The 12,146-nt window shown below is 65.5% G+C and carries 10 protein-coding genes; 2 read left to right on the plus strand and 8 right to left on the minus strand.

Annotated elements, in window-relative coordinates:
- Position 1 precedes the first annotated feature (1 nt).
- Both mdcA and L0U80_RS18295 read right to left on the minus strand, forming a co-directional pair.
- The gene (mdcA, locus tag L0U80_RS18290) at positions 2 to 1,675 is read right to left on the minus strand and encodes a malonate decarboxylase subunit alpha (RefSeq protein WP_233868000.1); all 1,674 of its coding nucleotides are present in this window, start codon (positions 1,673 to 1,675) and stop codon (positions 2 to 4) included.
- 7 nt (positions 1,676 to 1,682) lie between these two features.
- Positions 1,683 to 2,444: a GntR family transcriptional regulator gene (locus L0U80_RS18295; RefSeq protein WP_233868004.1), complete on the minus strand. Its 762-nt coding sequence runs from the start codon at positions 2,442 to 2,444 to the stop codon at positions 1,683 to 1,685.
- Between the two features lie 165 nt (positions 2,445 to 2,609).
- Here L0U80_RS18295 and L0U80_RS18300 point away from each other — a divergent pair, with 165 nt between their 5' ends.
- Complete coding sequence (locus tag L0U80_RS18300) at positions 2,610 to 3,911, plus strand: MFS transporter (protein ID WP_233868008.1); 1,302 nt, start codon at positions 2,610 to 2,612, stop codon at positions 3,909 to 3,911.
- On the opposite strand, the gene L0U80_RS18305 is transcribed toward L0U80_RS18300, so the two are convergent.
- Positions 3,908 to 4,864: a DMT family transporter gene (locus L0U80_RS18305; RefSeq protein WP_373322222.1), complete on the minus strand. Its 957-nt coding sequence runs from the start codon at positions 4,862 to 4,864 to the stop codon at positions 3,908 to 3,910. The two genes, L0U80_RS18300 and L0U80_RS18305, sit on opposite strands and share 4 nt — an antisense overlap.
- A 114-nt stretch (positions 4,865 to 4,978) precedes the next feature.
- Here L0U80_RS18305 and L0U80_RS18310 point away from each other — a divergent pair, with 114 nt between their 5' ends.
- On the plus strand, positions 4,979 to 5,848 hold the full coding sequence (locus L0U80_RS18310; protein WP_233868014.1) for a LysR family transcriptional regulator: 870 nt from the start codon (positions 4,979 to 4,981) through the stop codon (positions 5,846 to 5,848).
- On the opposite strand, the gene L0U80_RS18315 is transcribed toward L0U80_RS18310, so the two are convergent.
- The 5 genes from L0U80_RS18315 to L0U80_RS18335 are packed head-to-tail and all read right to left on the minus strand — an operon-like array spanning position 5,836 to position 12,118.
- A complete protein-coding gene (locus tag L0U80_RS18315; protein WP_233868017.1) occupies positions 5,836 to 6,885 on the minus strand; it encodes an ABC transporter ATP-binding protein in 1,050 nt (349 codons plus the stop codon). The two genes, L0U80_RS18310 and L0U80_RS18315, sit on opposite strands and share 13 nt — an antisense overlap.
- 22 nt (positions 6,886 to 6,907) lie before the next feature.
- On the minus strand, positions 6,908 to 8,530 hold the full coding sequence (locus L0U80_RS18320) for an ABC transporter permease (RefSeq protein WP_233871416.1): 1,623 nt from the start codon (positions 8,528 to 8,530) through the stop codon (positions 6,908 to 6,910).
- Between the two features lie 39 nt (positions 8,531 to 8,569).
- A complete protein-coding gene (locus L0U80_RS18325; RefSeq protein ID WP_233868020.1) occupies positions 8,570 to 9,595 on the minus strand; it encodes an iron ABC transporter substrate-binding protein in 1,026 nt (341 codons plus the stop codon).
- A 52-nt stretch (positions 9,596 to 9,647) separates the two neighbouring features.
- Positions 9,648 to 10,955: an iron uptake transporter deferrochelatase/peroxidase subunit gene (gene efeB, locus L0U80_RS18330; protein ID WP_233868022.1), complete on the minus strand. Its 1,308-nt coding sequence runs from the start codon at positions 10,953 to 10,955 to the stop codon at positions 9,648 to 9,650.
- A 2-nt stretch (positions 10,956 to 10,957) separates the two neighbouring features.
- Positions 10,958 to 12,118 carry an NHL repeat-containing protein gene (locus L0U80_RS18335; RefSeq protein WP_233868024.1) on the minus strand — a complete coding sequence of 387 codons (1,161 nt, stop codon included), beginning with the start codon at positions 12,116 to 12,118 and terminating at the stop codon, positions 10,958 to 10,960.
- Positions 12,119 to 12,146 lie beyond the last annotated feature (28 nt).

Consider the following 12,146-nt stretch of genomic DNA (forward strand, 5'->3'; position numbering starts at 1 on the left):
CTCACCAACTGCGAAAACGCGCGGGCGGCGTATAGAGCCCGCCCGACCACGTCACGAGATCGTCGATGCTGCGCGCCGCGAGCAGCGAGCGCTTCGCATCGCCGCGGCGGATGCCGAGATCCTCGGGGAACTGCACGATGCCGCGGCGGCGCAATTCCTCGGTCTTTTGCGCCTGCGCGCGCAGACCGATCGGTGTCACGCCCGCGACAGCCGCGAGTGCCGCGCGCCGTTCGTCGATACCTTCTGCGCGATGCAGATGCGCGATGCCTTCCTCGGTGACGACATGGCTCACATCGTCGCCATAGATCATCACCGGCGCGACCGGCATGCCGCTTTTCTGGCCGACGGCGATGGCATCGAGTTCATCGACGAACGTCGGCTCGCCGCCTTTTTTCCACGTCTCCGCAAGCTGGACAACGAGCTTGTGGCCGCGCGATACGGGGCCGGTGTTCTTGAGCAGCTTGAGCCACGCCTCGCTCGCGTGACGGCGGCCGCGCGGATCGTGGCCCATGTTCGGCGCGCCGCCGAAGCCCGCGAGCCTCCCGCGCGTGACAGTGGAAGAATTGGCGTCAGCATCGATCTGCAGCGTCGAGCCGATGAACAGATCCACGGCGTATTGCCCGGCAAGCTGGCACAGCACGCGGTTCGAACGCAGGCTGCCATCGCTGCCCGTGAAGAACACGTCGGGGCGCGCGGCGATATACGCCTCCATGCCCACCTCGCTGCCGAAGCAATGCACGCTCTCCACCCAGCCCGATTCGATGGCGGGAATCAGCGTGGGATGCGGATTGAGCGTCCAGTTGCGGCAGATCTTGCCTTTGAGTCCGAGCGATTCGCCGTACGTGGGCAGCAGTAGTTCGATCGCGGCTGTGTCGAAGCCAATGCCGTGATTGAGCGCCGTGATGCCATACGGCGCGTAGATGCCCTTGATGACCATCATCGCAGTGAGCACCTGCAGGTCGCCGATGTGGCGCGGATCGCGCGTAAAGAGCGGTTCGACCGCGAACGGACGATCGGCCTCTACGACGACATCGACCCACGAGCCGGGAATATCGACGCGCGGCAGTTCATCGACGATCTCGTTCACCTGCACGATGACGATGCCATGGCTGAACGCGGCGGCTTCGGCGATGGTCGGCGTGTCCTCGGTATTCGGGCCCGTGTAGAGATTGCCGTGGCGATCGGCTTTTTCGGCGCAGAGCAGCGCGACCTGCGGAGTCAGGTCGACGAACATGCGCGCGTAAAGCTCGACGTAAGTATGAATCGCGCCGATTTCAAGCTGCCCGTCTTCGAGCAGTTGCGCGACACGCAGACTCTGCGTCCCGGCGAAGGCGAAATCGACGCGGTGCGCGATGCCGCGCTCGAAGAGCGTCAGGTGTTCGGGGCGGCTGATGCTCGAAATCAGCAGATGCACATTGTTGAGCTTCGCCGGGTCCGCCTTGGCGAGCGATCGCGAGAGGAAGTCGGCCTGCTTCTGGTTGTCGCCTTCGAGCGCGACGCGGTCGCCCGGACGGATCAGCAGTTCGAGTGCTTCGGTCATGCGCGAGGCGGGCAGCACACCGTCTTCGAGCCAGCCGGCGACGGTGGCGAGGCGGCGGTTCTTTTCGTCGCGGCGCGTGGTCCACGAGCGCGGTGTGAATTCAGGTTGGTCGATCGTAACGGCGAGAGGCTTCATCGGCGGTTCAGCTCCGTGAGCGGGAAGACTTGGCGCGCGGCTTCTTTGTAGCGGGCCTGGCCGCGGCGCGTTCGGTAAGGAAACGATGGAGCAGTTCACCCGTGCCTAGCAGATGCGCGGCCGCGAGCGCCTGAGCGGCCGCGACGTCGCCGCGCTTCACCGCGGCAAGAATTTCGGCGTGCTCGGCATCGGACTCGCCCTTGTACTCGGGAAAGCCGAATTTCAGACGTAGGTAGCGCTCGCCGCGACGGTGCAGCGACGCGAGCATTTCAAGCAGTTGCGGGCGCCCGCAAGGCGCGTAAAGCGCCATGTGGAAGGCCTCGTTGCGCGCGACGTAGAGCGAAGGATCGCGCTCGCCTTTTGCCGCCGTGGCAAGCGCACGCACTTCGCGCAGCGACTGCGCAGTGTGATTGGGCATCGCGAGTCCGAGCGCGAGACTCTCCAGCGCCGAGCGGATCTCGTAGATCTCGCGCGCTTCGTCCGCGGAAAGCGACGCAACGCTCGCGCCTTTGTTCACTTCGATCTTCGCCCAGCCTTCGCTTGCGAGCTGGCGCAGCGCTTCGCGCACAGGAATTGCGCTGACCGAAAAGTGTCGCGCGATGGCGTCCTGGCGCAGCGGCGCGTCGGGCGCGAGCGCACCCGACACGATGGCGTCGCGCAGGGCGTCCGCGATCATGCGCGTCGTGCTGGTGCGCGGCGCTGCCACGGCCGGCAGACCGGTCGCCGTATCGTCGCCGTCCAGGGGAAAACCATTCGTTGTGTCGCTCATGAGATCACATATTATATATAAAAAAGAGATTAGGAAAGCCGTCAAGCCGAACGAGAAGGTGCCGTAAACCGGGGAACAGGGAGTTCTTCATACAAATAGACGTGCAGATAAATCTGCGCTGCCGCCAGATGCCAGGCGGCCTGCGCAAAGGAGAGAGAGGACCACATGAATTCAGTATCCGAGGTAGTAAGGCGAACGTCTGGCAAGACGCCGCTTAACCGTTCGCAGATCGCGGGCTTCTGGGGTGCCTGGGCAGGCTGGACGCTCGATGGCATGGACTCCTTCATTTACGCGCTCGTGCTCACGCCGGCGCTTACCGAGCTGCTGCCGCGCTCGGGCTATGCGGCCACCCCCGCCAACATCGGGCTCGCGGGCTCGATTCTTTTTGCGCTGTTCCTGGTCGGGTGGGGTCTGTCCTTCATCTGGGGGCCGCTCGCTGACCGCTTCGGGCGCACGCGCGTGCTGGCCGGCACGATCTTCATGTTCGCGATCTTCACCGGTCTCGCTGCGACCGCGCACAGCGTGTGGGAGCTCGGCATCTATCGCTTTCTCGCGGGCGTAGGCATCGGCGGCGAGTGGGCGCTGGCGGGTACGTATGTCGCTGAATCGTGGCCCGAGGACCGGCGCAAGATGGGCGCGGGTTATCTGCAGACGGGCTATTACGCCGGCTTCTTCATTGCTGCCGCGCTGAACTATACGGTCGGCGTGCATTTCGGCTGGCGCGCGATGTTCCTGACCGGTGCGCTTCCGGTCGTTGTTGCCATTCTCGTGCTCACGCGCGTCGAGGAGCCGGCCAAGTGGAAGAAGTCGGAGGCGAGCCACGTGCATCGCGGCAGTCCGCTGCGCGAGATCTTCAGTGCTGAGTATCGCAAGCGCACCTTTGTGGCCTGCACGCTTCTGACCATCGCGATCATCGGTTTGTGGGCGGGTGCCGTCTACGAGCCGTCCGCGGTCATTCAACTCGCGACGAAGGCTGGTGCGAGCAAGGCCGACGCAATGCGCACGGCGTCAATCGCGACGGGCCTCCTGTCCATCGGCACGATTCTCGGTTGCCTCGCGCTGCCGCCGATGGCCGAACGAATCGGCCGCAAGTGGACGCTTGCGATCTATTTTGCGGGCATGGCCGTGTCGATCGCGGCGAGCTTCGGCTGGGCCTTTTACCTCGAAAACGGGCTCGTGCCGTTCATGGCGCTGCTCTTCGTGCTCGGCTTTTTCGGCGGAAATTTCGCGCTGTTCAGCCTCTGGCTGCCGGAGCAATTCGCGACGCGCGTGCGTGCCACGGCGTTTGCTTTCTGCACGTCGGTTGGGCGTTTCGTCGGGGCGGGCGTGAACTTCGTGCTCGGCGCTGCGGTGTTGAACATGCACACGCTGGGCGTGCCGGTCGCACTCACGGCAATCGCGTTCGTCGTGGGGCTGTTCATCATCCCGTTCGCGCCGGAAACGAAGGGTGAGGTACTGCCGGGCTAAGTGTCTGCGCGCGGCGCCTCGCGCCGCGCTTTCGCGAGCATCGGCGGAAACAGGCGCCAGCCGAGATTGACGCCGAGGCTCGCAACTACGATCAACACCATGCCCGCGAGTTGGGCGACGCTCAGCGCGCGTCCATACACGAGCGCATCGACTGCGATCGCCGTGAGCGGATAGACGAACAACAACACTGCGATCACGGGTGTCGTGAGCTTCGGCAGGGCGCCGTAAATCAGCACGTACGAAAGGCCGGTATGCAGGACGCCCATACCGATGAGCCAGCCCCACTGCGCAGCCGAAATATGCGTGAGTTCGAGCGCGGCGAAGAACGGCGCAATGAGTGGCAGGCAAACCGTGCCAACCGCGCATTGCGTGAGCGCGAGCAGATGCGGGCGCAAGTCGCGGAGATGTTTCGCGATCAGCGTGACGCTCGCGTAGAGCACCGATCCGCCCAGCGCCTCGCCAATGCCGATCAAATAGCGCTGATGGCCTTGAAGACTACCTTCGGCAAGCACGCCTGAAGCGAGCACGAGCCCCACGAACGCGATGCCGATCCAGCCAAGACGGTCCGCGCCTAGCCGCTCGTTGAAAAGTGCGGCGCCGATCAACACAACCCAGAACGGCTGCACATGGAACACGACCGTCGCAACGGCGATGCTCGTGCGATGAATCGAGTCGAAGAACGCCACCCACTGCGTGACCATGAGCACGCCCGTCACGAGTGCGAGCCCCAGCGTGCGGCGCGTGAAATGACGTGGCGAGAGCCATCCCTTGTACTGGCAGTACGCGGCGAGCGCGAGCATCCCGAAGAGGCAGCGAAAGAATACGAGCGTCATCGCGCCGAGCCGGGCTTCTTCGACGAACACGCCAATCGTGCCCATCAGCAGCCCACCGCTCGCGAGCATGAGGACGCCCTGCTTCTGGCTGGCGTGGTGGTCGGTTTTCATGGCTGGCATCGGTGACGCAAAGGGGGAGTGGAAACCGGGCCAGTATTCGTCAGTTGCGGGGCGTCGGCAAACGAATTAAATTGAAGAATTCCATCAACGCCGCTGATGAATCAGGAGCCGCGCATGAACCCCGAATTCGACCTCGACCTGCTGCGCAGCTTCGTCGCCGTGGCCGACGCGGGCAGCTTTACGCGGGCCGCAGTCACAGTGCATCGCTCGCAGGCGGCGGTGAGCATGCAGATCAAGCGGCTCGAACAGATGCTCGGCACAACGCTTTTTACGCGTGATACGCGCAATCTGGCGCTCACGCGGCCGGGCAATACGCTGCTCGAATACGCGCGGCGCGCGCTCGATCTGCAGGAGGAGGCGTGGTCGGCGCTGGTGCGACCTGAAGTGACGGGGCGCGTTGCGCTCGGCGCGCCCGACGACTACATGGCTTCGTTGTTGTCGCCCGTTCTGCGGCGTTTTTCGACGCTCTATCCGCATGTCGAGATCGAAATTGTCTGTGCGCAGAGCGTCGCGCTCGGGCCGATGCTGGCGGACAACAAGATCGACCTCGCGCTCGTCACGCGCGACCGCAAGCTGCGCGGCGAATTCGTGCGCAGCGAGGACATGGTGTGGGTCGGTTCCGCGACCGACCCGGCGACGGCGACGATGTCGCCACTGCCCGTCGGCCTCTACGAGCACGGCAGCGTGGCGCGCGCTCATACCGTGGCCGCGCTCGACGCGGCGCGCATCCGCTATCGCGCGGCCTATAGCAGCGCGAGCCTGATGGGTCTGATGGCGACCGTCGAGGCCGGCATTGCCGTGGTGGCGCTCACGCGTTGTAGCGTGCCGCCACGTTTCGCCGTGCTCGGCGAGGCGCAAGGGCTGCCGAAGATCGAACCGCTCGATATTGTCGTCGCGCGCAGCGTGAAGTCCAACCGGCCGATCTGCGATTACCTTGCGCAGCAGATGGCGCAGGATCTCGCGGTGCCGCGTCAGCGCGGGTAGACGCTCACTTCGCCGCCGACCGTGAGTCGCACGCGTTCGCCGCGGCGCGGCGTGCGGTAGCCGGGCACGCGCGCGCGCACGGTTGTCTGCGAATCGAAGAGCCGCAGCGTGAGTGCCGCGTCCTGCCCCTGGAACGTGATGTCGTGCACGAGTGCATCGAGCGCGCCTTCGCGCTGCGCAGTTTCCGGCAGGACTTCGATCTGCTCGGGGCGCAGCATTACGTCGACGGCGCCATCGGCATGACTCAGACCATCGGCCACGGGCAGTGCGCCGAGCACGCATTGCGCGCGTCCATTGACGATGCGGCCCGGCAGCAGCACCGATTCGCCGATGAACGCGGCGAGCTCCGGTGTGGCCGGACGCCGGTAGAGTGTCTGCGGGGCGGCGGTCTGCAATAGCCGGCCACTCCACAACACGGCGACTTCATCACCGAGCGAAAGCGCTTCGGCCTGGTCATGCGTGACGAGCACGGCGGTCGCGCCGGCGGCGGCGAGTGCGCGCGCCACGGCTTCGCGCGTCTCGACACGCAATGCGGCATCGAGCGACGAGAACGGTTCGTCGAGCATGACGAGGCCCGGCGATGGCGCAAGCGCCCGCGCGAGCGCGACGCGTTGTTGCTGGCCGCCAGAAAGCTGCTGCGGCGCGCGGGTTGCATAGGACTCCGGAAGTCCGACTAGTTCGAGCAGTTCCGCCACGCGATGACGCGCACGACGCTGCGCACGCGGCAGGCCGAACACGATGTTGTCCGCGACCGAGAGGTGCGGAAAAAGTGCGCCTTCTTGCGGCAAGTAGCCGATGCGGCGCTGCTCGGCCGGAAGATGGAGGCCAGCGCCTGCGACGCGGCGGTCGTCGATTTCGATGGTGCCCGCGTCGGCGTGCTCGAAACCGCACAGCACGCGCAGAAGTGTGGTCTTGCCGCTGCCCGAAGGACCGAGCAGCGCGACGAGTGAGCCCGACTTCACGGAAAGATCGATGCCGTGCAGCACCGGGTGGCCGTCGAACGACTTTTGCAGGCCGGAGATTCGTAGCGTGCTCATGATGGCGATTCCGTTTGGGCGATCAGGAGGCGTCGGGCGGCGCACTGGTGTGCGCGGCCAGCGCCGATTTGCCCGCGAACGTGAACAGGAGGCCCGAGGCGACGAGCGAAAGCGCCGTGAGCAGCGCGGCATAGGGCGCGGCAGCGGCGAATGCGAGCGTAGACGTGTCGCTCCAGACCTGGGTCGCGAGCGTGTGGGTGCCGATGGGCGAGAGCAGCAGCGTCGCGTTGAGTTCGGTGACGACGGCGATGAATACCATCGAAGCCGCCGCGCCAAGCCCCGGCCCCGCGAGCGGCAGCACGACGCGCCGCATCGTCTCGAACCAGCCGAGGCCGAGCGAACGTGCCGTGTCTTCGAGACGAAGCTGCGCTTGCAATAGCGCTGCACGCACGCTCACCAGCGCGAGCGGCAGGAACAGGATCGCATAAGCCACGATCAGGAGCGTCGTGCTTTGATAAAGCGGCGTGAGGGCGCGCACGGCGAGCGACACGATCGCGAGCGCAATCACGAGTCCCGGCACGCCTTGCGCAACGAATGCCGCGCGTTCGAGCAATGCCGCGAGACGGCCTGGATAGCGTGCGAGCAGAAACGCGAGCGGCAGGGCGAGCAGTGTCGTGGAGACGGCGGCGATGAGGCCGAGGCGCAGCGAGGCGAACGTCGCCGAGAAGAGCAATTCAGGCGAGACGTCGGCGGGCGTGATCGCAGCGGCGCCGGGCTGCGTGAGCCAGTAGCCGATCATCGCGAGCGGCACGCCGAGCGTCGCGACGTTAAGAGCGATAAAGGCCGCCGCGACGGGCCAGCGCCAGCGGCCGAGCGCGAGGCGCACAGCCGCGCGCCGCGTGCCGCGATCGACGCGTTCATAGCGCGCACGTCCGCGCACGCGAAACTCGAGCGCAAGACAGACGAGGCACAGCACGATCAGCACGCACGCGAGCAGTGACGCGCCGCCGCCATCGAAGCTCGTGCGGTATTCGGCGTAGATCTCGGTCGTGAAGGTGCGAAAGCGCAGCATCTGGAACGCGCCGAACTCGGAGAGCACGCCGAGCGCGACGAGCAGCATCGAGCCGAAAAGCGCGGGGCGCAATTGCGGCAGCACGACGCGCACGAAAGTCGCCCAGCGATTGCAGCCGAGCGCGCGCGCGGTTTCTTCGAGCGCGGGGTCGAGCCCGCGCAGCGCGGCGGCAACCGGCAGATAGACGAGGGGGAAATAGGCGCTCGTGATGACGATGAACGCGCCGAGGAAGTCCTGCAAGTCGAGGCTGAGCGACACCCACGCGTAACTCGTGATGAACGCGGGCATGGCGAGCGGCGCGGCGGCGAGCAGGGCGAACGCGCGGCGGCCGGGCACATCGGTGCGTTCGACGAACCACGCGATAGCGGTGCCGAGCACGGCACTGGCGAGCGTCGCGCAGACGGTGATCGTCAGCGTGTTGACGAGCAGTTCGCCGACTAGCGGCCTGAAGATCAGATCGGCTGCATCGGCGAATCCGAATGAAAACGCACGCCAGAACGTCAGCGCGACCGGCAGCAGCACGAGGAGAGGGCCGAGCAGCGCGGCCGCGAACAGCGCGCGCGGGGCTCGTCGACGCGCGGCGGCGTGCGTTGTTGGGGGACTCGGCTCCTCTATGGCTGGCGCCGTGGTGATGGCTTCACTCACGATCAGGCTGGCTTTTTACAGTATCGATCAAAGGAGCCCGGCTTCGCGCAGCAGCTTGCCGGCCTGGCTGTCGTCGCCGAGTTGCTGGATCGTCAGTGACGGCGGCTTCAACTGGTCGAACGGCTTGTTGATCGGGTCGCTGGCGATGCCCGGGCGCAACGGATACTCGTAGCTGATGTGATCTTCCGCCATCAGCTTCTGTGCTCGCTCGCTCACCAGATACGCGAGAAATTTCTGCGCGCCGTCCGGGTTATGCGCCGATTTCATCGCTGCCGCGCCCGAGACGTTCACCAGCGCGCCGACATCGCCGTCCGCGAAGTGCGCCACAGCGCTGCGCGTCTTGCTGTCGCCGATCTCGGCGTGCAGGCGGTCCCAGTAGTAGTTGTTGATGATGCCCGTCGCGACCGCGCCGCGGTTCACAGCGGCCACGACGCCTTCTTCGTCGTCGAAGATCTGCGCGTTGGTCTTGAGGCCCTTTAGCCATTGGAGCGTCGCGGCTTCGCCCTTCATGGCCAACACCGCGTCGACGAGCGGCAGGAAGTCGGCGTCGGAAGGGGCGATGCCAATCTTGCCCTTCCATTCCGGCTTCGCGAGGTCGAACAGCGAATGCGGTAATTGTGACGACTGCACCTTCGTCGTGTTGTAGACGAGCACATTCTCGCGTGCAGTCACGCCTACCCACTGACCGGTCGGCGAGCTATAGCGCGCGGGCACGACGGAAAGCGTCGCGCTCTGGACCGGAACGAGCAGGGCCTTTTCTTCGAGCAACATCAGCTCGGGAGAATTTTCGGTGAAGTAGACGTCGGCGGGCGTCTTGTTCCCTTCGGCGACGAGCTGGGCCGCGAGTGCTGGACCTTCGCCGCTGCGGATCTTTACGTCGATGCCGGTCTGTTGTTCGAAGTCCTTCGCAAGCTGGTTTACGACCTGCTCGTGTTGTGCGCTGTACAGCGTGATCGACGCAGCGTGGGCCGCGAGCGGAAGCGTCGTGACGGCCATCAGCGCAACGTTCAGGGCGGCTCTGCGCAGCGGCGCGCCGGGGATCGAGATTTTCATGATGAGTGGTTTCCGTTGATGAAAAGCACCGGCTATTCAGGCATTCAGTTATTCAGGCTGCGAACAGTTCCGCGCCAATGAACGAACCCGGCTTCGCGCCCGGCGGGCACGCGAAGATCGCGCTGCCCACGTGGGTCGTGAACTGGTTCATCATGTCGAACTTCGCGAGCTTTTCGTTGATCGGAATGAAGCCCGTGCGCGGGTCGCTCTGGTGGGCGACGAAGATGAGGCCCGCGTCATATTCCGTCTCCTGGCGCCACGGCGGCCAGCGCTCGATGTAGAAGTTCGTGCCGTCGTTGTACGAGTACGAGCGGCGCAGGATCTGTGCGCCGTTGTTCGACGCGCGATTCGACAGACGCACATGCGAGTTCTCGGGAATCTGCGGATTGCCGTCCTTGTCCTGCGCGTCCAGATCGACCGCGTCGAATTCCTTTTGCTTGCCGATCGGCGCGCCGCTGTACTTGTGGCGGCCGAACACCTGCTCCTGAAAACCGAGCTCCATCTGGTCCCAGTGCTCGAGCGTGATACGGATGCGGCGCACCACCGTGTACGTGCCCCCCTGCATCCACGGTGCGTCGGCGGCGGTGGCCCAGACGAACTGGTTCATCAGCTTCGGGTCGGCAGTCGGCGGATTGTTGGTGCCGTCCTTGAAGCCCATCAGGTTGCGCGGCGTCTGGGCGCGCGGGCCTGAGAGAAAGCCCGCCTGTCCCCAGCGCATGTGCAGGATGCCGTAGCCCTGGCGTGCGAGTTGGCGCACCGCGTGGAAGGCCACTTGTGCATCGTTCGCGCAAGCCTGGACGTACAGATCGCCACCGGTTTTTTCGGCGATCAACTGGTCGCCGTTAAAGCGCGGCAGATCGACGAGCGCGGCGGGGCGCCTGTGCGCGAGGCCGTAGCGGTCCTTGCCTTCGGACATAAAGAGGCCGGGGCCGAAGCCGAACGTCACCGTTAGCCCCGCGGCTCCTAGGCCGAGCGCATCACCCGAGTCGGGCGCGGGGTGATCGTCGCCGACGCCGTCGAGCTTTGCTGCGGGTTGCGCCTGCGTCATACGCGCGGCCGCTTCGGTCCACTGGCGTAGCAGGTTGATCACGTCGTCACGCGAAGTCGTCGTGAGGTCGAATGCGGCGACATAGGTGTGGGCCTGCTGCGGTGTGACGATGCCGCCCTGGTGCTCGCCGTAGAACGGCTCGACGGCGAGCATCGGATCGGCCTTTGCCGCGTCCTGCTTCGCGTGCACGGCCGCGTGGGCGATGTTCGTCGCGCCGAGCGTTGCACCAGCGGCAACCGCAGCGCCGCCGGCCTTCAGAAAACCCCGCCGCGCGGGGCGTTCGGGTGTGTCATCGAAGTGGTTGGAGGACATGATCACTGGGCCAGAACGAGGGTATTCACGTCGTCTTCCACGTAGTAGAAGCCATCGCCAGCCGGCGTCAGGGCGATGCCGAACAGGTCGCCGTTGCCCGGAGGCGTTTGCGCTTTGTCCGTATCGATCCAGCGTGCGTAGAGCTGCTTTGCCTCGACCGGGTCGATCTCGACGACCTGACCGTTGAGCGCGTTCGTGACGAGCAGGTGACCCTGCGGCGTCGCGATCATCGCGAGCGGACGATGCAGCAGGCCGTCCGCGGTGAGCTGGCGGCCGACGCCCGCGCTCGTGTCGCGCGTGAGCGGATCTTCGATCACGTTGATGCGGTTGCCTATCGCGTCGGAGACGTAGAGCAGCTTGTTGTCGGCGGACAGCGCGAGGCCCGTCGGCCCGACGAGGAACACGCCCTTGTCGGCTTGCGCGCCGAAGCCGCTCGCCACCACCGTTTCGCGCTTCACGACCGGCGCCTGGCCGCTCGGGATGTCGAGATCGAGACGCAGCACCGTGGCCTGCTTGAAGACGGGCGGGTTGTCGCTTGCCGCCCCCACGCCGAAGCCCGCGTTGCTCACAAACAGCGTGGCATGGTCGCCGTTATCGACGACGGCCATGTTGCCCCACGGATCGTTGATATTCGTAGTACTAATCGTTGTGGCGATTTTTCCGTTGCTGTCGAGGACGATCAAACAACCCGCGCCTTTGGTGGTCGTCGTGCCGTCGTTGCTCGGTGTGCTGCCGACGATCACCCAGCCCGACTTCAGCATGGTCATCGCAGTCGAAAGACCGACGCCGCCCGGGCATTCCTTGAGGTCGCGCGGGATCGACGCGAAGAGCGACATCTGCTTCGTGTCGGGGTGATAGTCGACGATCGTGCTGCCGGCGCCCTGCAGATTGGCGGCGTTGTTGAAGTTGTCGACGAGCACGTCGCCTTGCTTCACCGTACCGGCGCTGACCGGCGCGACGACGATCGCGTACGGGTTCTGGTCGCTGTTGTCGGGGACGGTGTTGATGAGCGTGCTGTGGTGATGGATGGATTCGAGCAGGCCCTGCGGATCGGCGTGCGCGGTGAGCGGCGCGGTACTGAGCGTGGCAGCGGCGGCGAGCGCGAGCGCCGCGCGGGCGGCGTGAGTCGCGCGCAGCAGGAGCATGCGCGTTGCGTGTTTCATTGTGACTCTCCGTGCCTCGCGAGGGTAG

It is taken from the genome of Paraburkholderia adhaesiva (assembly GCF_021390575.1).
Taxonomy (GTDB): domain Bacteria; phylum Pseudomonadota; class Gammaproteobacteria; order Burkholderiales; family Burkholderiaceae; genus Paraburkholderia; species Paraburkholderia adhaesiva.